Raw genomic sequence first — 22,531 nt, 5'->3', positions numbered from 1 at the left:
TTCACGCGCGCATCAAACTGATGAAAACTGCGCGGCTGAGATGAGGCGCTGGTTCGCGCGTTAGGAGACGACTTCCGCGGTGACGCGGCCGACGCCGGCGCCGGTCAGGCCGATGGCGCGGGCAGCGCCGGTGGAGAGGTCGAGCACGCGGCCGCGAATGAACGGGCCGCGGTCATTGATGGTGACGATGACGCTCTGCCCGCCATGGGTGACGCGCAGCTTGGTGCCGAACGGCAGCGAACGGTGCGCGGCGGTCATGGCGTTCTGGTTGAAGCGCTGGCCCGAAGCAGTCTTGCTGCCGGATTCGTTGCCATAATAGGAGGCGATGCCGGAGAAGCTGCGGCCCGTGCCCGACGACGGCGTCATCGACGCATTGGCGTTGCGCCAATCGGAGCTCGCGTTGGTATCGTTCTGGGCGTGGTGGCGGTGATGATGATGGTGATGCCGGTGATGTCTGGATTTGGCGGAAGCCTCGGTGGCAGTTCCACCGATGAAGAGAGTTGCGGCAACAAAAGCGATCGCCGTGCGCGGCCGGGTCGCAAAGCCCAGCGTCTTCAAAGACAGCATTTAGTGGTCCCTAAGCTAGTATTGCCACATATGTGGCTAGTGGAGCCCCCATCAGTTTGTGAGCGGTATGGCGTTTCCTTTCGCAATGCGGCGTGAATTGGGCAGTAAATCCGCTCTGTGTCGTCATGAAACATCTTGTTACCTGTGCCGATATTCGGTCGATGTTCCGCAATCCTTTGTTTTATCAATTCATTAACTAATCGATTACTTGGGAATACTGTAAAATGAAGTCATTTCCGCCAGCGTTTAGAATTGGGTAAGTATTCGGCTCATGGAACTGACGCGGCGGGATTCACGCCTTAGCGATCCGTGTTCATGGCCGGTATGCGCTAAGGGCAGGAACGAATGGGTGCCGAGCCGCCGCGAGGCTCACGGCAATTCCGTGATGCGGGAGCTCATCGTCACGCCATCGTGGCGTGCGACGAACTGGCGACAGATCCTCATGCCTTTAATTTGGCGTCATGTTGCACCTGCGCGCCTGCTATGTTAGCAAAGCCGCGATTTTAACGAGCCCGGCACCTCCCGTGCTGTTCGAAAAATCGAAGTCCCGCTTGAATTCCAAGGGCTTGGATCGCTAGGCGCCGCTTCGTGGCGACGGTTTTTCCCTTGCGAGTTTGACAGCAAAAAGAGCGCGTCTGTGGCTGCAGAAGATACGTCCGTTTCCGGTGTGTCCGGCCGTTATGCAACGGCCTTGTTCGAACTGGCCCGCGACCAGAAAGTGGTCGACGAAGTCAAAGCCGATCTTGAGAAATTCGAGGCCCTGCTGACCGAGAGCGCCGATCTCAATCGCCTCGTCCGCAGCCCGGTGTTCGCGGCTGACACCCAGTCCAGGGCCTTGTCGGCCGTCCTGACCAAGGCCGGCATCGCCGGCATCTCCGCCAATTTCCTGAAGGTGCTGACCGCCAACCGCCGCCTGTTCACGGTGTCGGACGTCATCCGCGCCTACCGCGCCCTCGTCGCCAAGTTCAAGGGCGAGACGACGGCCGATGTCACCGTCGCGGAAACGCTCTCGGGCAAGAATCTCGACGCCCTCAAGGTTGCCCTGAAGTCGGTGACCGGCAAGGACGTCGCGCTGAACGTGAAAGTCGATCCCTCGATCATCGGTGGCCTTGTCGTCAAGCTGGGCAGCCGCATGGTTGATAGTTCGCTTCGCACCAAACTCAATTCGATCAAGCACGCGATGAAAGAGGCAGGCTGATGGACATCCGCGCCGCGGAAATTTCCGCGATCCTCAAGGACCAGATCAAGAATTTCGGCCAGGAAGCTGAAGTCTCCGAAGTCGGACAGGTGCTGTCCGTCGGCGACGGTATCGCCCGCGTCTACGGTCTGGACAACGTCCAGGCCGGTGAAATGGTCGAGTTCGAGAACGGCACCCGCGGCATGGCGCTGAATCTGGAGACCGACAACGTTGGTGTCGTTATTTTCGGTGCCGACCGCGAGATCAAGGAAGGCCAGACCGTCAAGCGCACCCGCGCCATCGTGGACGCGCCGGTCGGCAAGGGCCTGCTCGGTCGCGTCGTCGACGCGCTCGGCAATCCCATCGACGGCAAGGGCCCGATCCAGGCCGACAAGCGCATGCGTGTCGACGTCAAGGCGCCCGGCATCATTCCGCGCAAGTCGGTGAACGAACCGATGGCGACCGGCCTCAAGGCGATCGACGCGCTGATCCCGATCGGCCGCGGCCAGCGCGAGCTGATCATCGGCGACCGCCAGACCGGCAAGACCGCGATCGCGCTCGACACCATCCTGAACCAGAAGCCGCTCAATGCGCAGCCGGACGAGAACATCAAGCTGTACTGCGTCTACGTCGCGGTCGGCCAGAAGCGTTCGACCGTTGCCCAGTTCGTGAAGGTGCTGGAAGAGCAGGGCGCGCTCGAATACTCGATCGTCGTCGCCGCCACCGCCTCGGATCCGGCACCGATGCAGTACATCGCGCCGTTCACCGGCTGCACCATGGGCGAGTACTTCCGCGACAACGGCATGCACGCGGTCATCATCTATGACGATCTGTCCAAGCAGGCCGTCGCCTACCGCCAGATGTCGCTGCTGCTGCGCCGCCCGCCGGGCCGCGAAGCCTATCCGGGTGACGTGTTCTATCTGCACTCCCGCCTGCTCGAGCGCGCGGCGAAGCTGAACAAGGACCAGGGCTCGGGCTCGCTGACCGCGCTGCCGGTCATCGAAACCCAGGCCAACGACGTGTCGGCCTACATTCCCACCAACGTCATCTCAATCACTGACGGCCAGATCTTCCTGGAAACCGATCTGTTCTTCCAGGGCATCCGTCCTGCGGTGAACGTCGGTCTGTCGGTGTCGCGCGTCGGCTCCTCGGCTCAGACCAAGGCCACCAAGAAGGTCGCCGGCAAGATCAAGGGCGAGCTCGCGCAGTACCGCGAAATGGCGGCGTTCGCGCAGTTCGGCTCCGACCTCGACGCCTCGACCCAGCGCCTGCTCAACCGCGGCTCGCGTCTCACCGAGCTCCTGAAGCAGCCGCAGTTCTCGCCGCTGAAGATGGAAGAGCAGGTCTGCGTGATCTGGGCCGGCACCAACGGTTACCTCGATCCGCTGCCGCTCAACAAGGTGCGCGCGTTCGAGGACGGCCTGCTCTCGCTGCTGCGCGGCAAGCACGTCGACATCCTCAACGTGATCCGCGACAGCCGCGATCTCTCCGACGACACCGCTGCCAAGCTGAAGTCGGTGGTCGAGGGCTACGCGAAGTCTTTCGCATAAGAAGGCCGTCAGGGCCGGGCTAAGGCGCGAAGCGCGTCTTCGCATCTAAAGTCCCGGCCAATCCACGCCTTCGCGTGGGTTATGAAGACGTGGATGCCCCGGGACAAGCCCGGGCATGACGATTGGGATAGGCTAGCGGCTTGATCGTAAGGGTCGAACCGCCGGGGTGAACGAAGAATGGCGTCACTTAAAGACATGCGCGTCCGCATCGCCTCCACCAAGGCGACGCAAAAGATCACCAAGGCCATGCAGATGGTCGCGGCGTCGAGATTGCGCCGCGCCCAGCAAGCGGCCGAAGCGGCGCGGCCCTATGCCGACAAGATGAGCGCGGTGATCGCCAATATCGCCAGCGCCGCCGCGGGCTCGCCCGGCGCGCCGGCATTGCTGGCCGGCACCGGCAAGGACCAGGTTCACCTGCTGCTCGTCTGCACCGGCGAGCGCGGCCTGTCCGGCGCCTTCAACTCCTCGATCGTGCGCCTGGCGCGCGAGCGCGCGCAGGCGTTGATCGCGCAAGGCAAGGAAGTGAAATTCTTCTGCGTCGGCCGCAAGGGCTATGAGCAGCTCCGCCGCCTGTTCGACAAGCAGATCGTCGAGCACATGGATCTGCGCAGCGTCCGCCAGCTCGGCTTCATCAATGCCGAGGACATCGCCAAGAAGGTTCTGGCGCGTTTCGACAACGGCGAGTTCGACGTCTGCACGCTGTTCTACGCGCGCTTCCGTTCGGTGATCGCGCAGATCCCGACCGCCCAGCAGATCATTCCGCTGACCGTGGAAGAAAAGGCGGCGAACGCGCCGGCGACATCCTATGAATACGAGCCGGAGGAGGACGAACTCCTCTCCCGCCTATTGCCGCGCAATATCGCGGTGCAGATCTTCCGCGCGCTGCTCGAAAACAATGCCTCGTTCTACGGCGCGCAGATGAGTTCGATGGACAACGCCACCCGCAACGCCGGTGAAATGATCCGCAAGCAAACCCAGATCTACAACCGAACCCGTCAAGCCCAGATCACCAAGGAGCTGATCGAGATCATCTCCGGCGCCGAGGCGCTCTGACGCACCAATTAAACGACGGTCGTTCAAGTACAGAATTTCGAAGGAGAGCTTCATGGCTACAGCAGCTAACCCGGTCGGTCGCGTCACCCAGGTCATGGGCGCCGTCGTCGACGTTCAGTTCGAAGGCCACCTCCCGGCCATTCTCAATTCGCTGGAAACCAAGAACGGCAATATCCGTCTGGTACTCGAAGTTGCGCAGCATCTCGGCGAGTCCACCGTGCGCACGATCGCGATGGACGTGACCGAAGGTCTGGTGCGCGGCCAGGAAGTGACCGACACCGGCCAGCCGATCGCGGTTCCGGTGGGCGCCGGCACGCTCGGGCGCATCATGAACGTGATCGGCGAGCCGATCGACGAAGCCGGCCCGATCCAGTCGGAAGGCAAGCGCGCCATCCACCAGGAAGCGCCAACCTACACCGATCAGTCGACCGAAGCTGAAATTCTCGTCACCGGCATCAAGGTCGTCGATCTCTTGGCCCCGTATGCGAAGGGCGGCAAGATCGGCCTGTTCGGCGGCGCCGGCGTCGGCAAGACCGTGCTGATTCAAGAGCTGATCAACAACGTCGCCAAGGCGCACGGCGGTTACTCCGTGTTCGCCGGCGTCGGCGAGCGGACCCGCGAGGGCAACGACCTCTATCACGAGTTCATCGAATCCAAGGTCAACGCCGATCCGCACAATCCGGATCCGAGCGTGAAGTCGAAATGCGCGCTGGTGTTCGGCCAGATGAACGAGCCGCCGGGCGCCCGCGCCCGCGTCGGCCTCACCGGTCTGACTGTCGCCGAGCACTTCCGCGACCAGGGCCAGGACGTGCTGTTCTTCGTCGACAACATCTTCCGCTTCACGCAAGCCGGCTCGGAAGTGTCGGCGCTGCTCGGCCGTATTCCTTCGGCGGTGGGTTATCAGCCGACGCTCGCCACCGATATGGGCGCGCTGCAGGAGCGCATCACCACCACGCAGAAGGGCTCGATCACCTCGGTGCAGGCCATCTACGTGCCGGCCGATGACTTGACCGACCCGGCGCCGGCGACCTCGTTCGCGCATTTGGACGCCACCACCGTGCTGTCGCGCGCGATCTCGGAAAAGGGCATCTACCCCGCGGTCGACCCGCTCGACTCGACCTCGCGCATGCTCTCGCCGCTCGTCGTCGGTCAGGAGCACTACGACACCGCGCGCCAGGTCCAGCAGGTGCTCCAGCGCTACAAGTCGCTGCAGGACATCATCGCCATTCTCGGCATGGACGAGCTCTCGGAAGAGGACAAGCTGACGGTGGCCCGTGCCCGCAAGATCGAGCGCTTCCTGTCGCAGCCGTTCCACGTCGCCGAAATCTTCACGGGTTCGCCGGGCAAGTTCGTCGACCTCGCCGACACCATCAAGGGCTTCAAGGGCCTGGTGGAAGGCAAGTACGACCACCTGCCGGAAGCTGCCTTCTACATGGTCGGCACCATCGAAGAAGCCGTCGAGAAGGGCAAGAAGCTCGCCGCTGAAGCGGCTTAAGCATTCTCATCTCGTCATCGCCGGGCTTGACCCGGCGATCCATCGAGAGCGTTTTGATGGATGGACCCGCGGGCCAAGCCCGCGGGTGACAAGCGGAAAAAACGGATAGCTCATGGCCACCTTTCACTTCGATCTCGTCTCTCCGGAAAAGCTCGCCTTCTCGGGCGAGGTCGACCAGGTCGACATCCCCGGCGTCGAGGGTGACTTCGGCGTGCTGGCGGGACATGCGCCGGTCGTCGCTGCGATCCGCCCCGGCATTCTCACCGTGACCACGGGCGGCAGGCACGAGAAGGTCATCGTGCTCGGCGGCCTTGCCGAAGTCTCTGAAAGGGGCCTGACTGTGCTCGCCGACGTCGCGACGTCGCTGGCCGAGCTCGATCGTGCGCAGTTCGCCGAGACGATCGCGGAGATGGAAGAGAATCTGAAGGAGCACGAAGGCAGCGAGCTCGATCACGCCATCGAGCGGCTGGACCACTTCAAGAGCATCCAGCACCAGCTCAACTCCACGGCTATGCACTAAGCCCCGGGGCACTGCTCCGGGGCTCAAGCCTAGAATTCGTGAACAGATTCAGCGCTCGTCACACCGTGGCGGGCGCTGAAGCTTTGCTGCACCGCGCCGTGCGCGCCTAGTTTAGCTGGCCCAATGCCGACGCAAATCGCGAAGGCACCGATGACGCCGCCGAGTGCCACGCGGCGATGGCGCCGATGTCGGCACCTTCACCATTCGATTGCGCTTTGCTGCCGATTCTACCCGACACTTCAAAGGCTTCACACTAACCACAGTGCATCGCGCCGAAGGTGCTCGGCTACTGTGCATGGGGTTGTTTTCGCAGTTTTAGTTTCCGAACCCCGCAAACTGCCGTGCCACGGCGCGGTAGACGTCGCGGCGGAACGGGACCACGAGGTCGGCGACGCGGTCGAGGCGCTCCCAGCGCCAGGCGTCGAATTCCGCCGGCTGGCCGTTCCGCGGCGTCAGCGGATCGATCTCGTCGTCACGCCCGGTGAAGCGCAGCGCGAACCATTTTTGGCGCTGGCCACGGAATTTCGCCAGCCGGTGCGTCTGCGGTCCGTCGTAAGGTGGGAATTCGTAGGTGAACCAGTCGGTCTCGCCGAGATAGTCGGCGCTGACGACGTTGGTCTCCTCCCAGAGCTCGCGCATCGCCGCATCGCGCAGATTCTCGCCCTCATCGACGCCGCCCTGCGGCATCTGCCAGTCGAGTCCCGGCAGGATGATCTCGGGCCCGTCGCCCTTGAAGCGGTGGCCGATCAGCACGCGGCCATTGGCGTTGAACAGGGCGATGCCCACATTGGGGCGGTAGGGCTTTTCCGTCACGCGTGCATCTTTCGCTGTCACTCCGCGCGATGGATTAGCACCGAACCTGGAACGGCAACTCGAATTATTGATCCGCCAGCGCGGAAAATTCCATCACCACGCGTTCATAGACCGGACGCTTGAACGGGATGATCAAGCCCGGGAGGTTCTTCATCGGCTCCCAGCGCCAGCTCACGAACTCGGCCTTGTGGCCGCCACCGCCGGGCTTTTCGACATTGATCTCGCTATCCTTGCCGGTGAAGCGCACCGCGAACCATTTTTGGCGCTGGCCGCGGTAGCGGCCCTTCCAGGTGCGCCCGGCCACCGTGCGCGGAATGTCGTAGGTGAGCCAGTCCGGCACCTCACCGAGCCGCTCGACCGAGCGCACGCTGGTCTCTTCATAGAGCTCGCGCTTGGCGGCTTCCCAGGTGTCCTCGCCGGGATCGACGCCGCCCTGCGGCATCTGCCAGACATGGGCGTCGTCGACATGCTCGATGCCGCCGGCGCGGCGGCCGATGAACACCAGCCCCTTCGTGTTGATCAGCATCACACCGACGCAGGTCCGGTAGGGCAGATCCTCGTAACGCGCCATTCCGCCAGACCCCTCGCATGCTGTTGTCGGTAGGACCTGATGCGGCCCGCCGGGCACCCGTGCCGTACCAATTCGTTGATTTAGCTGGATTTTGATTTCAGCATCGCGGTTGTCAATGGCACCAAAAGGATACCCCGGTCGCCCAATGTCTTGGTCCAGACGCCGATGCGCTCGATCGAGACGGGCAGGGCCGAGGCAGTGCCGACAGCGGCGCCGCGCTCGCGCGCCGTCGCTTCGAGCTTGTTCAGGGCGCGGTCGATCTCGGTCGGCGTCGGCACCACGTCGATCGCGATGTCGCCCTTCCCGAACGGCATCGCTTGGTTGGCCGCGGCCTGGGACGCGATACTGCGGGGTGAGGAGCCGTCGTCGAAGAAGCCGAGCCCGCGCTTGGCCGCTTCGCGGATGATCGGCTGCATCGCCGGCTCGGTCGCGATGAAGCGAGCGCCCATGAAATTGGTGAGGCCGGCATAGCCTTGCATCCGGCTCAGGTGCCAGTACAGGCGGTCCATGTTCTGATCGGTGCTGAGCGAGGTCAGCAATGTTTGCGGCCCGGGATCGTTGTCGGGGAAGTCATAGGGCTCCATCGGGATCTGGAGGAAGACCTCGTGGCGCTGGGCGCGGGCCCGCTCAGCAAGCTTGCCAGGGTCGGACCCATAGGGTGTGAAGGCCAGCGTCACCGCAGGCGGCAGCTTCATGATCGCATCGGTGGTCTTGGCGGCGCCGACCCCCAGGCCGCCGATCACGATGGCGACCACCGGCATCTTTGCGGCCTTGGCGCGGTCGGCATCGGCCGCGTAGACGTTGAACGGCTTCAAGTCCCCGGCGACCACCGGGATCATGCCGTAGCGCGACTTCTCCAGCAGTTTTGGTTCGATCCCGGCCATAACAGGCGGCGGTGCCGAAGCCGCCCCGCCCTTGTCGGTGGCCTCGCCAGCGCCGATCACGACGTCATGGCGTGCGCCGGTGGAGCCGTCGATCATGGTGACGGTCTTCTGCTCACTGGGAGCGGCCTGCTTCGGCGTCTCCTTGGTCCTGCTGTCCTGACCGTGGCCGGCGGCGGCCGGCTTCTCTTCGGTAGCCTTGTCCGCTGTCTTGTCCGTTGTTGTGTCCGTTGTCTTGGGCTCGCGGATCGCGATCCGCATCATCGGCTCGCCGCCGAGCGGATCCTTGTTGAAGATGGCGAAGCCGGCAAAGGTGACCAGGAACAGGAGAAGCAGGACGGCAAGCAGCTGCATGGCCGTAAACGGCAGCCGCAGCCGGCGTTTCCGGCGCGGCTTGTCCTGTCCGAGCGGGGCGCTCAGATCATCGGCCGTTTCAGTCATGCGCGATCCCGAATCACTCGCAACGACGATACCACGCCGAGGTCAAGCGGCGGCAGGCCGGGATCGGCCGGGGGCATCAGGAGTTCCAAGCAAAAAGGGCGGCTTTTGCAGCCGCCCTTTGCAAGAAGTTCGTGTGAGCCGATTCTAGTTCGCCGCTTTGGGCTTGTCGGCGGCGGCCTTGTCGCCGCCCGGCGTCGGTGCGGCCGAGGCGCTGTTCTTGATGCCGTGGAGCAAATCGTCGGCAAGCTTGAGCGCCTTGTCGTCCTTGGCGTCCGGCGGGACGTAGGACTGCGAGCCGGTCTTCTCGTCGCCATCGTTCTTGAGGTGGCCGCGCAGCGACGCCTCGCCCTTGGTGTCGGTGCGGGACTTCAGCTCGTCCGGCACGTCCTGAAGCACTTCGATGTCCGGCACGATGCCCTTGGCCTGGATCGACTTGCCCGACGGCGTGTAGTAGCGCGCGGTGGTCAGCCGCAGTGCGCCGTTGCCGCTTCCGAGCGGAATGATGGTCTGCACCGAGCCCTTGCCGAACGAGCGCGTGCCGACGATGGTCGCCCGCTTGTGGTCCTGCAGCGCGCCGGCGACGATCTCGGAGGCCGAGGCCGAGCCGCCATTGACCAGCACGATGACCGGCTTGCCCTTGGTGAGGTCGCCCGCATGCGCGGTACGGCGCTGGGTCTCCTCGGCATTGCGGCCGCGGGTCGACACGATCTCGCCCTTCTCCAGGAAGGAGTCGGAGACGGTGACCGCTTCCTCCAGCAGGCCGCCCGGATTGTTACGGAGATCGATGATGTAGCCCTTCAGCTTGTCGCCGATCTGGTTCGAGAGATTGCCGATCTCGCGCTTCAGGCCTTCGGTGGTCTGCTCGTTGAAGGTGGTGATGCGGATATAGGCGATGTCGTCGGCTTCGACGCGCGCGCGCACCGAGCGCACGCGGATGTTGTCGCGCACCAAGGTGACGTCGAGCGGATTGTCCTGGCCCTTGCGGATGATCTTGAGCTTGATCTTGGTGTTGACCGGACCGCGCATCTTCTCGACCGCCTGGTTCAGGGTCAGGCCCTGCACCGCCTCGTCGTCGAGATTGGTGATGATATCGTTGGCCATGATGCCGGCGCGCGAGGCCGGTGTGTCGTCGATCGGCGAGACCACCTTGATCAGGCCGTCTTCCATCGTGACCTCGATGCCGAGGCCGCCGAACTCGCCGCGGGTCTGCACCTGCATGTCACGGAAGCTCTTGGCGTCCATGTAGCTCGAATGCGGATCAAGGCCGGTCAGCATGCCGCTGATCGCGGATTCGATCAGCTTGGTGTCGTCGGGCTTCTCGACATAGTCGGAGCGCACGCGCTCGAAGACGTCGCCGAACAGATTGAGCTGGCGATAGGTGTCCGCGGTGGCGGCTCGCGCGCTGGAGCCCATGAACACGGCGCGCGGTTGGGTCACGAACAGCGTCAGCGCCGCGCCGGTGGCCGCGCTGAGGAGGATTACTGAAGTCTTGCGCATCATCCGCGAACCTTCTCGCCTTCATTTGCGGCCCACCATGGGCCTGGATCGATTGGAGTGCCGTCTTTGCGGAACTCGACATACAGCACAGGTTGACTCGCGTTAGTGGCGAGAATGGAGGCGACCTGAGAGGTCGACCCCATGGTCGCGACCGGCTCCCCCGTGAGCACAAACTGTCCGATGTTGACCGAAATGCGCTCCATCCCGGCGATCAGGACATGATACCCGCCCCCGGCATTGAGGATCAAGAGTTGTCCATAGCTGCGGAAGGGGCCGGCATAGACCACCCAGCCGTCACACGGCGTTGTGACCTGAGAGCCGGGCTTGGTGGCCAGTGAAATGCCCTTCTGGACCCCGCCGATCCCGTCGGAACCACCAAAGTCCCTGATCTTGTTACCATTCACCGGAAGAGGCAGGAGCCCCTTTGCCGACGCGAAGGCAATCGCGGGCGTGGTCCGGGACCGGTCCTTGAAAGCGCCCGGGCCGGACTTGGCGCTGGCGGCCGCCTTCGCCTCGGCCTGCTTTGCCGCTTCGGCCGCCTTCTCAGCGGCCTTGGCGGCGCTTTGCAGATCCTGCTCCATCTTGGTGATCAGGCCCTGGAGATCGCCGACCTGCTTTGACAGCATGATCGCGCGCGAATTCTCGGCGTCGAGGTCCTTTTCCCGCGCCGCCTGCTGGCGCTGCCGCTCGTCGACCAAAGCAGTGAGCCGGCTCTGGTCGTTGCGAACCCGGTCGCGGTCGAGGGCGAGCTGGTCGCGTTCGGTGGCGATGTTCTTGCGCAGGGCGACGAGCTCGCCGAGGTCGCCGGCGATCTTCTCGGCGCGGCCGCGCAACTCCGGCACGACGGCGCCCAGCAGCATCGCGGTGCGCAGCGACTGCAGCGCATCTTCGGGGCGCACCAGCAGCGCGGGTGGCGTGCGCCTTCCGGCGCGCTGCAAGGCGGCCAGCACTTCGACGATGTCGGCGCGGCGCGAATCGAGCGAGGCGCGCATCTGTTGCTCGCGGCCGTTCAGCGTCCGCAGCCGGGCTTCGGCTTCGTCGATCTTGGTCTCGACGGTGCGCACATTGGCGGCGGTGTCGATCAGCTGCTGATTGAGTTGAGTGCGGTCCTGGCCGAGCGCGGTGATCTCGGCCTTGAGCTTGGCCTGCGCTTCCTCCGCGCTCTTCTGCCTGGCGCGCGCGGCCTCGAGCTCCTGCTCGCGCTGCTTGATTACATCGGGCGAGACAGCCGCGGTCTGCGGCGGCGTCGCCGTCTGAGCGTGCGCGAGGCTTGTGCCTGCGAGGCCAGTGATCAGCAGCAGGTTGAGAATCGGCGCACGCATCTCGTCGGCAAAGGTGCTCGTTGTGGCGCGCATCACGCGCGGTGATAGGGGTGGCCGGCCAGAATGGTGGCGGCCCGATAAAGCTGTTCCAGAAGCATGACGCGGACCATTTGGTGCGGCCAGGTCGCAGAGCCGAACGCGATCGCGAGCTTGGCCTTACGGCGCAATTCGGGCGAAAGTCCGTCCGCCCCTCCGATCACGAAGATAGTATGTCCGGCGCCTTCGTCCCGCCAGCGCGCCAGATGCCGTGCGAATACGGTGGAGTCCAGATTCTGACCGCGCTCGTCCAGCGCCACCAGGACCGCCTTCTCCGGAATATGGGCCGAGATCGCCGCGGCCTCTTCAGCCATCCGCGTTGCTGCGTCGCGCGCCCGGCTCTCCGCAAGTTCGTAAATCGAGAGGTCGCGAAATCCGAGCTTGCGGCCGGCCTCGGCGAACCGCTCGAAATAGCGATCGGCAAGCTCCCGTTCGGGGCCCTGCTTCAGCCGGCCCACCGCAATGACAGCAACACGCATGATGGCTTCAGCGTCGTGTTTTCAAGGTCGCGCGCATCAGACGCGCGCACGACGCTAGCATGCGCGTCAGCCGATTCGAAATCGGCTCGTCAGGCCTCTAGATCGCCTTCGCCGCCCCTGGGCCCTGCGTGTACAATCGCTCGAGATTGTAGAACTCGCGGACCTCGGGTCTGAACACGTGCACGATCACGTCGCCGGAATCGATCAGCACCCAGTCGCAATTGGGCAAGCCCTCGACATGGATGTTCTTGATGCCGTTTTCCTTGAGGCTTTTGGTGACGTTTTCCGCGATCGCGCCAACGTGCCGGTTAACCCGGCCGGTGGTAACGATCATGTAGTCGGAGTACGCCGATTTGCCGCGAAGGTCGATTGTGACCGTCTCTTCCGCCTTCATGTCCTCGAGGCGGGAGAGGATCAGGCTCAGCGTCTTGTCGGCGTCGGGTTGCGCCTTCAAGGCAGCTTTGGACGATGTTTTACGCGTAGGCTTAGCAACCTTGGGTAAAACAGACTTGGACAATACAGATGTGGCCAGGGACCATTCCTTTCACTGTATCGCGAACGCCGAATCCGGCGCTCACCGGTTACACTACATCATGTGGGGTTAAGGGTTTCAATATGCCAGAGAGCCTCAAATCCACACACTCCGTCTCACTTCGTACCTTTTCTCACTTCGTACCTTTCCAGCTCCCGTCCGGGTTCCGCAGGCCCGTCGACGAGAGATTCAGCTTCAATCCGGTCAGGAACACCCAGGCCGGCGCCGGCCGATCCGCAAGCAGTGCCGCCTTATTCTCGGGCAAGCGGTAGCGCGCCAGTGCCTTGGCGGCAGGAGAGGCGAGGGCACGAAAACTTTGCGGCGGGCGATCGATGACCGCAATCGGCACCTGGGCGGCGATCCGCCGCCAGTCCTGCCAACGGTGGAATTGAGCGAGGTTGTCGGCGCCCATGATCCAGACAAAGCGCAAGCCGGGTAAACGGCGGCGCAAGATGTTGATCGTGTCGATAGTGTAGCGCGTGCGAATGACGGATTCGAGACAGCTCACCTCGATCCTGGGATCGGCCGCGACGTCACGCGCCGCCTGCATGCGCGCGCCGACCTCATGCAGCGTGCCGTTCTCCTTGAGCGGATTGCCTGGCGTCACCAGCCACCAGACGCGATCGAGCTGTAATCGCTTCAGCGCGAATTGGCTGATTGCGCGATGGGCCTGGTGCGGCGGATTGAACGAGCCGCCGAGCAGGCCGACGCGCATGCCCTGGGTGTAGGGCGGGATCGCTTGCGCCACGAAGCGCGGCACGACGAAATTGTTGCTCAATGCCCGCCCCGAGCGGCTACGGCCGCGTCTGCCCGGTGCCGAGGACCCGGTATTTGAAGCTCGTCAGCTGCTCGGCGCCAACAGGTCCGCGGGCATGGAAGCGGCCGGTGGCGATGCCGATCTCCGCACCGAAGCCGAACTCGCCGCCATCGGCAAACTGCGTCGAAGCGTTGTGCAGCACGATCGCGGAATCGACCTCGCTCAGGAATTTCTTCGCGGCGACCTCGTCCGCGCTCACGATGGCGTCGGTGTGATGCGAGCCGTGGTTCCGGATGTGCGCGATCGCGCCGTCGACGCCGTCGACCACTTTCGCTGCGATGATCGCATCGAGATATTCAGTATTCCAATCGTCTTCGCTGGCAGGCTTTACGCGTGCGTCGGTCTTCTGCACCGCATCGTCGCCGCGCACTTCGCACCCGGCATCCAACAGCATCTCGACCAGCGGCTTCAGGCTCCTTGCGGCTCCCGCACGATCGACCAGCAGCGTCTCGGCGGCGCCGCAGACACCGGTGCGGCGCATTTTTGCGTTGAGCACGATCGATTTTGCCATGGCGAGGTCGGCGCTGGCATCGATGTAGACGTGATTGACCCCTTCGAGATGCGCGAACACCGGCACGCGCGCTTCCTGCTCGACGCGCGCGACGAGGCTCTTGCCCCCGCGCGGCACGATCACGTCGATCGCGCCATTCAATCCTGACAGCATCATGCCGACCGCCGCGCGGTCGCGCGTCGGCACCAGCGTGATCGCGGCTTCGGGCAGGCCGGCTTCGCGCAGGCCTTGCACCAGGCATTCATGGATGGCGCGGCAGGAGCGGAAACTGTCGGAGCCGCCGCGCAGGATCACGGCATTGCCGGACTTCAGGCACAGCACGCCGGCATCGGCCGCAACATTCGGCCTGCTCTCGAAGATCACACCGACGACGCCGAGCGGCACGCGCACGCGCTCGATGGTCATGCCGTTCGGCCGCTGCCAGCTTTCAGTAACGACACCGATCGGATCGGCAATGCCGCGCACGGTGCTGATGCCCTCCGCCATCCCTGCGACGCGCGCCGGCGTCAGCGTCAGGCGGTCGATGAAGGAGGCGGTCGCGTTGCCGGAGGCGCGGGCTTCAGCGACGTCCTCGGCATTGGCGGCGAGGATCGCCGCAGCGTTGCCGCGGATCGCCCGCTCCATGGCTTCCAGCGCCCGGTTCTTCTGCTCCGGCAGCGCCAGCGCGAGCACGCGCGCGGCTGCGCGGGCACGGGTACCGAGATCGGACATCAGCGCCTGGAGATCGGCATTGCCGTCAACGGCTTTGAGGGGGGCGGCCATGGGAGTCAACCTTCTGCTAAGGCGGTGTCCTAGCACGGAAATCCTGCGTCTGCGAAGGGCGGGGACGGTATGGCTGGTCTCCCGGCGAACTGGTGCAACAAGGCCATTGGCCCAACCGCGATGTCATGGCCGGGCTTGACCCGGCCATCCACGCCTTTTGCGGCTCGAAGAACGTCGATGCCCGGGACAAGCCCGGCCTGACGGCAAAGGCCTTAACCGCCCACCACCAGGTCGTCGCGGTGGATCATCTCCGACCGCCCGCTGATGCCGAGGATCGCCATCACGTCCGGGGACGAGCGGCCCTTGATCCGCTCGGCGACTTCGGCGTCATAGGCGATCAGGCCGCGGCCGACCTCGCTGGCATCGGGACCGCGCACGATCACGGCGTCGCCGCGGGCGAACTGGCCCTCGACCTTGATCACGCCGGCCGGCAACAGGCTGGCGCCGGCGCGCAGCGCCGTCACCGCGCCCGCATCGATGGTCAGCGTGCCCTTCGGCTCCAGCGTGCCCGCGATCCAGCGCTTTCGCGAGGTGATGGGATTGGCCGGCGTCAGAAACCAGGTGCAGCGGCCGCCATCGGCGATGGCCTGGAGGGGGTGCTCGATCTTGCCGGAGGCGATCAGCATGTGCGTGCCGCCCGTGGTGGCGATCTTGGCCGCCTCGACCTTGGTGCGCATGCCGCCGCGCGATAGCTCGGACTCGGCGTCCCCGGCCACCGCCTCGATCTCTGAGGAGATGCTCTCGACCACAGGAATGAGTGTTGCGTTCGGGTTGTTCTTGGGCGGAGCATCGTAGAGGCCATCAATGTCGGACAGCAGCACCAGCAGGTCGGCGCTCGCCATGGTGGCGACGCGCGCGGCAAGGCGGTCATTGTCGCCGTAGCGGATCTCGTTGGTGGCCACCGTGTCATTCTCGTTGATCACGGGGATGGCGCGCCATTCCAGCAGCTTGCCGATGGTGGAGCGCGCATTGAGATAGCGGCGGCGCTCCTCAGTGTCCTGAAGCGTCACCAGGATCTGGCCGGCTTCGATGCCGTGCGCGCCGAGCACTTCCGACCAGATTCGCGCCAGCGCAATCTGGCCGACGGCGGCGGCGGCCTGGCTCTCCTCGAGCTTCAGCGGGCCGCGCGGCAATTTGAGGCGGCTGCGGCCGAGCGCGATCGAACCGGAGGAGACCACCAGCACATCGCGGCCCTCGCGGTGCAGCTTGGCCATGTCGTCCGCCAGCGCCGCGAGCCAGGACGCGCGCACCTCACCCCTGTCGGAATCGACCAGCAGCGCGGAGCCGACCTTGACGACGATACGGCGGAATTGACTGAGTTCGGGGCTGGCCATGTGGGTAGATGTGTTGGCGCTGGATGCGATTGTTCGGAAAACGGCGGAGCAGACGGCGCCGATGAGCCCTGCTTTTGCAGCAGGACGGTGACGGGCGCAAGGCAGCCGCCATGGTAAACGGCGAATGTCGGCCTTGTGTCGGGCGTCCGCCCGGCTCTAATTGCGGTCAACGATAAAGGGCCGAAGAGGAAACGAATGGATCGCCGCAAATTCATGGCCGGATGTCTCGGGCTGCCGCTGCTGGCGCAGGCGGGTGGGGCGCAAGCGCAGGCCGGGCTCACAAAGATCATCTTCCCGTTCGCAGCGGGAGCAGGCGGCGACACGCTGTGCCGGCTGATCGCGCTGGAGATGGCGCCGGTGCTGCAACGGACCATCGTGGTCGAGAACCGCACCGGCGGCGACGGGCTGATCGGCATCAAGGCGGTCAAAGGCGGCAGTCCCGACGGCAGCATGGTGCTGGTGACGACGGGGCCGACCATGTATCTGCTGCCGATGGTGGAGACGACGCCGAGCTTCGACACGGCGAAGGACTTCTTGCCGGTGTCGCTCTTGGCGCGGTTCGAATTTGCGCTGGTGATCAACCCGGCGGTCGACGCCACTGATTTCAAGAGCTTTGTGACATGGCTGAAGGCGCATCCGGACAAGACCTCGTTCGGGGTGCCCAACAATGGCACCATCCCACATTTCATGGGCTCCAAGCTCGAGAAGGACCTCGGCATTCCCCTGACCCGCGTGCCCTATCGCGGCAGCGCACCCATCCTCAACGACATCGTCGGCGACCACATCTCGTTCGGCATCACCACGTTGGCCGATGCTCTGCCGCAACATCGTGCCAAGGGCGTGAAGATCATCGCGGTCGCGAGCGCGGAACGATCGCCGTTTGCACCAGACGTTCCGACGCTGAGGGAGAGCGGCATCGATCTTGTCGCCGACGCCTGGTACGGCATGTGGCTTCCGGCGGGCAGCCCGCAGGAGTTCGCGAGCAAGCTCGGCGCCGCCGCGCGCGCCGCGCTCGCCAAGCCCGAGGTGAAGGAGAAGCTGACGGCGATCGGGCTCATTCCGGTCGGGTCGACACCGGAAGGCTTGACGAAAGAGCTCGCAGCAAGCATCGCGTTATGGCAACCGATCGTGAAGGCGACGGGATACAGGATCGAGAATTAAGGCGTTGCTCGCACAACGCACCCCGCCGTCATGGCCGGGATTGATTCGGCCATCCATGCGCTTCCGCGCTCGACGCAAGACGTGGATGCCCGGCACAAGCCCGGGCATGACGAGCTGAGCGAGCAGCGCGCTCTCTATCCCTCATCCTGAGGCGCCGCAAAGCGGCGTCTCGAAGGATGAAAGGCCCGCGCTGTCGCAGCGAGGCCTGCATGGTTCGAGACGGCGCTTCGCGCCTCCTCACCATGAGGGGCTTAGAGCTTCCCTCGCTGCGCAATGCCGTCCTTGATCGTCGCCAGTTCGGCTTCGTCCCAGACGCCGATCAGAATGCCGCCCTTCACCTGGAGCTGGTTGTCCGCATAGGCCGCGATCTTCTCGCGCGGCGTCGTGATGTGGTCGTTCGGATGCAGCGCCCAGTCGAACAGCTCGGCCTGCAACCGCGCGATGATGCCGGCGCAACCGGGGTCATCGCCGCGGTCCACAAATTCGTCCGGATCGGTTTCGAGGTCATACAGCATGGGGCGGAAGCCGGAGGCGTGGATATATTTCCAGCGGCCGTCGAACACCATGAACAGGCGGCAGCGCTCGATGGGCTGGTTCAACTTCAGCCGCACATCCTGCATGGCGTAGTCATATTCGGAGAACGCCACACTGCGCCAATCTGATGGCGTGCGGCCGCGCAGCAGCGGCAGCAGCGAACGCCCTTCGAGAATGTGTCCCGGCACCTTGCCACCGAAATAGTCGAGGAAGGTCGGCGCGAGGTCGATCGCCTCGACCAGTGCATCGCTACGTGTGCCGCGCGTGGCGTCGGCCTCTTGCGACGGATCGATCACGATCAGCGGAATCTTCGCTGATTGCTCGTGGAACAGGTCCTTCTCGCCCATCCAGTGATCACCGAGATAATCGCCGTGATCGGAGGTGAACACGATCATGGTTGTCTCCAACAGGCCGCGCGCCTCCAGGAACTTCATCAGCACGCCCATCTGGTCGTCGATCTGGGTGATCAGGCCCATATAGGTCGGGATCACTTTCTCGCGGGCATCGTCGCGCGCCATGTTGCGGGAGTAGCGCATGTCCATGTAGGCGCCGAACACCGGATGCGGATTCTGGCGCTCGCGCTCGGAGCGGATCACCGGAATCATGTCTGACGTCGAATACATGCTGGCGTAGGGCTCTGGCGCGATATAGGGCCAGTGCGGCTTGATGTAGGACAGATGCAGGCACCACGGGCTGCCATCGGTCTCGGCCTCGGTGATGAAGTCCATCGCACGCCGCGTCATGTAGGGCGTCTCGGAGTGCTCGTCCGGCACGCGCGCGGCCTTGTCGGCATGCACCAGCAGCCAGCCGTTCTGCAACGAGCCGTCGTCGGCCGCGCCGGAATTGGCCCAATGCTCCCAAGGATTAGTAGCCTCAAAGCCCTGCTGGCGCAGATATTCATCGTATTTCGGGCGCGGCCGACCGGTCGGGTGCAGGCCGTCATCACGCTCGTAAGGTTCAAAGCCGCATTCGGAGACATGCACGCCGATGACTGATTTCGGCGGGATGCCGAGCGCCTTCATGCCTTCCAGATCGGGCGCCATGTGGGTCTTGCCAACCAGCACGTTGCGCACGCCGATCTTGTTGAGGTGATCGCCGAGCGTGGGCTCGCCGACGCGCAAGGGCCAGCCATTCCAGTGCGAGCCGTGCGAGCGCATGTAGCGTCCGGTGTAGAACGACATCCGCGACGGACCGCAGATCGGCGACTGCACGTAGGCCTTGGTGAAGAGCACGCCGCGCTTGGCCATGGCGTCGATGTTGGGCGTCTTCAGCGTGGGATGGCCGGTGCAGCCGAGATAGTCATAGCGAAGCTGGTCGCACATGATCCAGAGAACGTTCTTCGCGCCCGCCATGCGTCTCGCTCCTGACTTCGTTTGCTGGATATTGCGCTATCGATGCCGCGAAGAAAACCTCTCCCGAAGGGAGAGGTCGGCATCGGCCGACCTTGGCGGCCGTACTTAGCAGAACGCCGAAGCAAGCTTCGGCTACGGCGCCGGGTGAGGGGTCCGCTCTCTTGTCGGACGTTGGCCCGCTGCGCAGAGGTGTGGAGGGAGCGCGTCGCTCTCCTCAAGCCGACCACGGCTCCGCTTCGGCGGCGCTCTTGGCCTTGGCGGAGACCGGGTTCTCGCCGATCACGTCGGCCAGCGCGCGCAGCGCTTCCTTGACGCCCTGGCCGGTCACGGCGGACAGCAGCAGCGGCGTCTTCTTGGCGGCGCGCTTCAAGCGGTCCTTCTGCTTTTTCAATTCGTCCGGCTCGACCGCATCGATCTTGTTGAGCGCGACGATCTCGATCTTGTCCGTGAGCTGGCCGCCATAGGCATCGAGCTCGGTCCGCACCGTCTTGTAGGCCTTGCCGGCATGTTCGCAGGTCGCGTCGACAAGATGCAGCAGCACGCGGCAGCGTTCGACATGGCCGAGGAAGCGGTCGCCGAGACCGGCGCCTTCATGCGCGCCTTCGATCAGACCCGGAATGTCCGCCAGCACGAATTCGCGGCCGTCGGCATTCACGACACCGAGCTGCGGATGCAGCGTGGTGAAGGGATAGTCGGCGATCTTCGGCTTTGCTGCGCTGACCTTGCTGAGGAAGGTCGACTTGCCGGCATTGGGCAGGCCGACGAGTCCGGCATCCGCGATCAGTTTCAGCCGCAGCCAGATCCAGCGCTCCTCGCCGGGCTGGCCGGGATTGGCGTTGCGTGGGGCGCGGTTGGTCGAGGTCTTGAAATGCGCGTTGCCGAAGCCGCCATTGCCGCCCTCGGCAAGGACGAATCTTTCGCCGACCTTGGTGAAGTCGTGGATCAGCGTCTCGCGGTCTTCGTCGAAGATCTGCGTGCCCATCGGCACTTTCAGCACGATGTTCTTGCCATTGGCGCCATGGCGGTCCGAGCCCGAGCCATTCTCACCCTTCTGGGCTTTAAAATGCTGCTGATAGCGATAGTCGATCAGCGTGTTGAGGCCATCGGCGACCTCGATAATGACATTGCCGCCGCGGCCGCCATTGCCTCCGGAGGGGCCGCCGAATTCGATGAACTTCTCGCGGCGGAACGCCACGCAGCCGTTCCCGCCGTCACCGGAGCGGATATAGACCTTTGCTTCGTCGAGGAATTTCATGGGCCATAGGTAGGCCAGCCGATCCCGCGCGGCAACCCGAACTTCTCCGTCAATCGGCCGAATTTCGGCGATTTTGCCCCGTGCTTAACCCGCTGGTCGCCGCCGGATCAGGAATTTCTGCGTGCCCTCCAGCACTAGCTCCTTGCGCTGGTTGAACACGGTGCTTCTGAGCGTCACGGCGCCGGTCGTGCGCCCCGGCACCAGCTCGGTGATTTCAAGCGTGGGATAGATGGTATCGTCGGCGAACACGGGCTTGAGGAACCGGCTTGATTGCTCGAGGAAGCCGACCAGCGACTCCTCGACCATGAACGGAAACAGGCCGGCCCCTGGCGCGGTGTGAATCAAGGTCTGAAAGCCGTGGGCGAGCAGATGCGGCATGCCGCGGCTGCGGCAATATTCCACGTCGTAGTGCACCGGATGAGTGTCGCCGCTCGCGGTCTGGAACGCCGCGAACACGGCGGACGTCTGGGTGCGGCTGGGCAGCACGAAGCGCTCGCCGAGGACGAAATCCTCAAACCAGCGTTGCGTGGGGATCATGCGGTGCTGGGAGGGATCGAAGTCGGTCATGCGCTACACCATTCGGAACGGACCCGGTGCATGATCCCTATCGCGCTCCGCGCAGTGCGACAATGCGTTCAATTCACCAGAGGTGGACTTGTCCGGCGCGCCCACGCGATTAAAACGACGCAAATGCCCTTCTTCAAGTCTCTCTCCGCCTATGACGACCGCTCGGCACGGCTCGCCGGCATCGCCTTGATGGTGCTGTCGATCTTCCTGTTCTCGTTCGGCGACGCCATGGGCAAGTTCCTGGTCGGCACCTATTCGGTGGGGCAGCTCTTGTTCCTGCGCGCCTGCGCGGCGCTGCTCTTGCTGTCGCCGCTGATCTGGCGGCAGCGTCGCCAATTCCTGGAGCTGGAGCGGCCGCGGCTGCAGCTGTTTCGCGTCGTGCTGTCGACGCTGGAGGTGGCCGCCTTCTTCCTCGCGACCGTCTATCTGCCGCTCGCCGACGTCATCACTTATTATCTGGCCGGCCCCATCTTCGTCACCGCGATGTCGGCGATCTTTCTGGGCGAGCGGGTCGGCTGGCGGCGCTGGACCGCGATCCTGATCGGTTTCTGCGGCGTCTTGATCGCGCTGCGGCCATCCGCGCAGACCGTAAGCCTGCCGGCGCTGATCGCGCTCGGCGGCAGCCTGTCGTTTGCGACGCTGATGCTGATCACGCGCAGCCTGCGCAAGACGCCTGACATCGTGATGGCGTCCTCGCAATTCATCGGCACGTTTTCGCTGGGGGCCGTGCTCTCTGCATTTCACTGGGTGCCGCCGACATCGGGCAGCCTCCTGATCTTCGCACTGGCGGGATGCGTCTCGGTCACCGCGCTGTTCTGCGTCAACCGCTCGCTCAAGCTCGCGCCGGCCAGCGTCGTGGTGCCCTACCAATATTCGATGATCGTCTGGGCCGTGATCTTCGGCTTCGTCGTGTTCGGCGACGTGCCTGAGGTCGCAACGCTCGTCGGCGCAGCCATCATCATCGGTGCCGGGTTCTATATCTACTTGCGGGAGCGCGATCTCGGGCGTGAAAGCGCAGAAGTGAATCCGCCGGCTTGATCCCCACCCTCCCCTGGAGGGGGAGGGTCGCTACGCATGCAGCGAAGCGCAATGCGTAGCGGGGTGGGGTGACGCTCTCTCCGCATTGAACGCTACCCGAGTGGGGAGATCACCCCCCGCTCGCGCTTCGCGCGATCGACCCTCCCCCTCCAGGGGAGGGTGATTCGCCGGTCCAAACCGGCTACATGGGTAACAGACTAGACCGGCGACATGGGTAACAGGTCAACTATTCGGCAAGGAGGGCTTGCCGATGGCTTGGAAGGAGA

At 64.2% G+C, this 22,531-nt stretch carries 21 protein-coding genes; 7 read left to right on the top strand and 14 right to left on the bottom strand.

Features of this window, described 5'->3' with window-relative positions:
• Positions 1 to 60: 60 nt before the first annotated feature.
• Positions 61 to 567 carry a septal ring lytic transglycosylase RlpA family protein gene (locus IVA92_RS18315; RefSeq protein WP_247281233.1) on the bottom strand — a complete coding sequence of 169 codons (507 nt, stop codon included), beginning with the start codon at positions 565 to 567 and terminating at the stop codon, positions 61 to 63.
• 637 nt (positions 568 to 1,204) lie between these two features.
• Between IVA92_RS18315 and IVA92_RS18310 the strand changes: the two genes are divergently transcribed.
• The 5 genes from IVA92_RS18310 to IVA92_RS18290 all read left to right on the top strand — a co-directional run bounded on the left by IVA92_RS18310 (position 1,205) and on the right by IVA92_RS18290 (position 6,362).
• Positions 1,205 to 1,765 carry a F0F1 ATP synthase subunit delta gene (locus IVA92_RS18310; RefSeq protein WP_247281232.1) on the top strand — a complete coding sequence of 187 codons (561 nt, stop codon included), beginning with the start codon at positions 1,205 to 1,207 and terminating at the stop codon, positions 1,763 to 1,765.
• A complete protein-coding gene (gene atpA / locus IVA92_RS18305; protein WP_247281231.1) occupies positions 1,765 to 3,294 on the top strand; it encodes a F0F1 ATP synthase subunit alpha in 1,530 nt (509 codons plus the stop codon). Before IVA92_RS18310 ends, atpA begins: the two co-directional genes overlap by 1 nt.
• Before the next feature lie 177 nt (positions 3,295 to 3,471).
• Entirely contained in the window at positions 3,472 to 4,347 is an 876-nt protein-coding gene (locus IVA92_RS18300) for a F0F1 ATP synthase subunit gamma (protein ID WP_247281230.1), read from the top strand.
• Positions 4,348 to 4,399: 52 nt separating this feature from the next.
• Positions 4,400 to 5,842 (top strand): F0F1 ATP synthase subunit beta, encoded by a 1,443-nt coding sequence (gene atpD / locus IVA92_RS18295; RefSeq protein WP_247281229.1) that lies wholly within the window; start codon positions 4,400 to 4,402, stop codon positions 5,840 to 5,842.
• 112 nt (positions 5,843 to 5,954) lie between these two features.
• Positions 5,955 to 6,362, top strand: a complete 408-nt coding sequence (locus IVA92_RS18290; RefSeq protein ID WP_247281228.1) for a F0F1 ATP synthase subunit epsilon — start codon at positions 5,955 to 5,957, stop codon at positions 6,360 to 6,362.
• Between the two features lie 315 nt (positions 6,363 to 6,677).
• Here the strand turns inward: IVA92_RS18290 and IVA92_RS18285 are convergent, their stop codons facing one another.
• The 10 genes from IVA92_RS18285 to proB form a co-directional block, all read right to left on the bottom strand.
• The gene (locus IVA92_RS18285) at positions 6,678 to 7,175 is read right to left on the bottom strand and encodes an RNA pyrophosphohydrolase (protein ID WP_247281227.1); all 498 of its coding nucleotides are present in this window, start codon (positions 7,173 to 7,175) and stop codon (positions 6,678 to 6,680) included.
• 64 nt (positions 7,176 to 7,239) lie between these two features.
• Entirely contained in the window at positions 7,240 to 7,746 is a 507-nt protein-coding gene (locus tag IVA92_RS18280) for an RNA pyrophosphohydrolase (RefSeq protein ID WP_247281226.1), read from the bottom strand.
• 80 nt (positions 7,747 to 7,826) lie between these two features.
• Positions 7,827 to 9,068, bottom strand: a complete 1,242-nt coding sequence (locus IVA92_RS18275; RefSeq protein WP_247281225.1) for a divergent polysaccharide deacetylase family protein — start codon at positions 9,066 to 9,068, stop codon at positions 7,827 to 7,829.
• Between the two features lie 144 nt (positions 9,069 to 9,212).
• Positions 9,213 to 10,568, bottom strand: a complete 1,356-nt coding sequence (locus tag IVA92_RS18270) for a S41 family peptidase (protein ID WP_247281224.1) — start codon at positions 10,566 to 10,568, stop codon at positions 9,213 to 9,215.
• Positions 10,565 to 11,887, bottom strand: a complete 1,323-nt coding sequence (locus IVA92_RS18265; RefSeq protein WP_247281265.1) for a peptidoglycan DD-metalloendopeptidase family protein — start codon at positions 11,885 to 11,887, stop codon at positions 10,565 to 10,567. The genes IVA92_RS18270 and IVA92_RS18265 overlap by 4 nt, the downstream gene beginning before the upstream one ends.
• Positions 11,888 to 11,919: 32 nt before the next feature.
• Positions 11,920 to 12,402, bottom strand: a complete 483-nt coding sequence (rlmH, locus tag IVA92_RS18260; protein WP_247281223.1) for a 23S rRNA (pseudouridine(1915)-N(3))-methyltransferase RlmH — start codon at positions 12,400 to 12,402, stop codon at positions 11,920 to 11,922.
• Between the two features lie 97 nt (positions 12,403 to 12,499).
• Positions 12,500 to 12,856: a ribosome silencing factor gene (rsfS, locus tag IVA92_RS18255; RefSeq protein WP_024338888.1), complete on the bottom strand. Its 357-nt coding sequence runs from the start codon at positions 12,854 to 12,856 to the stop codon at positions 12,500 to 12,502.
• Positions 12,857 to 13,067: 211 nt separating this feature from the next.
• A complete protein-coding gene (locus IVA92_RS18250; protein ID WP_247281222.1) occupies positions 13,068 to 13,712 on the bottom strand; it encodes a nicotinate-nucleotide adenylyltransferase in 645 nt (214 codons plus the stop codon).
• 16 nt (positions 13,713 to 13,728) lie between these two features.
• Positions 13,729 to 15,024, bottom strand: a complete 1,296-nt coding sequence (locus IVA92_RS18245) for a glutamate-5-semialdehyde dehydrogenase (protein ID WP_247281221.1) — start codon at positions 15,022 to 15,024, stop codon at positions 13,729 to 13,731.
• A gap of 212 nt (positions 15,025 to 15,236) precedes the next feature.
• Positions 15,237 to 16,358 (bottom strand): glutamate 5-kinase, encoded by a 1,122-nt coding sequence (gene proB / locus IVA92_RS18240; RefSeq protein ID WP_247281220.1) that lies wholly within the window; start codon positions 16,356 to 16,358, stop codon positions 15,237 to 15,239.
• Between the two features lie 195 nt (positions 16,359 to 16,553).
• Here proB and IVA92_RS18235 point away from each other — a divergent pair, with 195 nt between their 5' ends.
• A complete protein-coding gene (locus tag IVA92_RS18235; protein ID WP_247281219.1) occupies positions 16,554 to 17,519 on the top strand; it encodes a Bug family tripartite tricarboxylate transporter substrate binding protein in 966 nt (321 codons plus the stop codon).
• 251 nt (positions 17,520 to 17,770) lie between these two features.
• Here the strand turns inward: IVA92_RS18235 and IVA92_RS18230 are convergent, their stop codons facing one another.
• From IVA92_RS18230 to IVA92_RS18220, 3 genes are all read right to left on the bottom strand, one after another.
• Positions 17,771 to 19,405 carry an alkaline phosphatase family protein gene (locus IVA92_RS18230; protein ID WP_247281218.1) on the bottom strand — a complete coding sequence of 545 codons (1,635 nt, stop codon included), beginning with the start codon at positions 19,403 to 19,405 and terminating at the stop codon, positions 17,771 to 17,773.
• A gap of 214 nt (positions 19,406 to 19,619) precedes the next feature.
• Positions 19,620 to 20,660, bottom strand: a complete 1,041-nt coding sequence (obgE, locus tag IVA92_RS18225) for a GTPase ObgE (protein WP_247281217.1) — start codon at positions 20,658 to 20,660, stop codon at positions 19,620 to 19,622.
• 84 nt (positions 20,661 to 20,744) lie between these two features.
• A complete protein-coding gene (locus IVA92_RS18220) occupies positions 20,745 to 21,227 on the bottom strand; it encodes a MaoC family dehydratase (protein ID WP_247281216.1) in 483 nt (160 codons plus the stop codon).
• 123 nt (positions 21,228 to 21,350) lie between these two features.
• Between IVA92_RS18220 and IVA92_RS18215 the strand changes: the two genes are divergently transcribed.
• Entirely contained in the window at positions 21,351 to 22,265 is a 915-nt protein-coding gene (locus IVA92_RS18215; protein ID WP_247281215.1) for a DMT family transporter, read from the top strand.
• Positions 22,266 to 22,531: the final 266 nt, after the last annotated feature.

This window comes from Bradyrhizobium sp. 154, from assembly GCF_023073875.1.
In the GTDB taxonomy this organism is placed as follows: domain Bacteria; phylum Pseudomonadota; class Alphaproteobacteria; order Rhizobiales; family Xanthobacteraceae; genus Bradyrhizobium.
This window is presented reverse-complemented; position numbering and strand designations above follow the sequence as displayed.

What these genes read in the sequence shown, in the direction of transcription:
- IVA92_RS18280 (WP_247281226.1), bottom strand. Translation starts at nt 7,746, where the DNA reads ATGGCGCGTTACGAGGATCTGCCCTACCGGACCTGCGTCGGTGTGATG.
- IVA92_RS18270 (WP_247281224.1), bottom strand. Translation starts at nt 10,568, where the DNA reads ATGATGCGCAAGACTTCAGTAATCCTCCTCAGCGCGGCCACCGGCGCG.
- rlmH (WP_247281223.1), bottom strand. Translation starts at nt 12,402, where the DNA reads ATGCGTGTTGCTGTCATTGCGGTGGGCCGGCTGAAGCAGGGCCCCGAA.
- obgE (WP_247281217.1), bottom strand. Translation starts at nt 20,660, where the DNA reads ATGAAATTCCTCGACGAAGCAAAGGTCTATATCCGCTCCGGTGACGGC.
- IVA92_RS18315 (WP_247281233.1), bottom strand. Translation starts at nt 567, where the DNA reads ATGCTGTCTTTGAAGACGCTGGGCTTTGCGACCCGGCCGCGCACGGCG.
- IVA92_RS18245 (WP_247281221.1), bottom strand. Translation starts at nt 15,024, where the DNA reads ATGGCCGCCCCCCTCAAAGCCGTTGACGGCAATGCCGATCTCCAGGCG.
- IVA92_RS18265 (WP_247281265.1), bottom strand. Translation starts at nt 11,887, where the DNA reads ATGCGTGCGCCGATTCTCAACCTGCTGCTGATCACTGGCCTCGCAGGC.
- IVA92_RS18220 (WP_247281216.1), bottom strand. Translation starts at nt 21,227, where the DNA reads ATGACCGACTTCGATCCCTCCCAGCACCGCATGATCCCCACGCAACGC.
- IVA92_RS18275 (WP_247281225.1), bottom strand. Translation starts at nt 9,068, where the DNA reads ATGACTGAAACGGCCGATGATCTGAGCGCCCCGCTCGGACAGGACAAG.
- IVA92_RS18215 (WP_247281215.1), top strand. Translation starts at nt 21,351, where the DNA reads ATGCCCTTCTTCAAGTCTCTCTCCGCCTATGACGACCGCTCGGCACGG.
- proB (WP_247281220.1), bottom strand. Translation starts at nt 16,358, where the DNA reads ATGGCCAGCCCCGAACTCAGTCAATTCCGCCGTATCGTCGTCAAGGTC.
- atpA (WP_247281231.1), top strand. Translation starts at nt 1,765, where the DNA reads ATGGACATCCGCGCCGCGGAAATTTCCGCGATCCTCAAGGACCAGATC.
- IVA92_RS18230 (WP_247281218.1), bottom strand. Translation starts at nt 19,405, where the DNA reads ATGGCGGGCGCGAAGAACGTTCTCTGGATCATGTGCGACCAGCTTCGC.
- atpD (WP_247281229.1), top strand. Translation starts at nt 4,400, where the DNA reads ATGGCTACAGCAGCTAACCCGGTCGGTCGCGTCACCCAGGTCATGGGC.
- IVA92_RS18290 (WP_247281228.1), top strand. Translation starts at nt 5,955, where the DNA reads ATGGCCACCTTTCACTTCGATCTCGTCTCTCCGGAAAAGCTCGCCTTC.
- IVA92_RS18300 (WP_247281230.1), top strand. Translation starts at nt 3,472, where the DNA reads ATGGCGTCACTTAAAGACATGCGCGTCCGCATCGCCTCCACCAAGGCG.
- IVA92_RS18235 (WP_247281219.1), top strand. Translation starts at nt 16,554, where the DNA reads ATGGATCGCCGCAAATTCATGGCCGGATGTCTCGGGCTGCCGCTGCTG.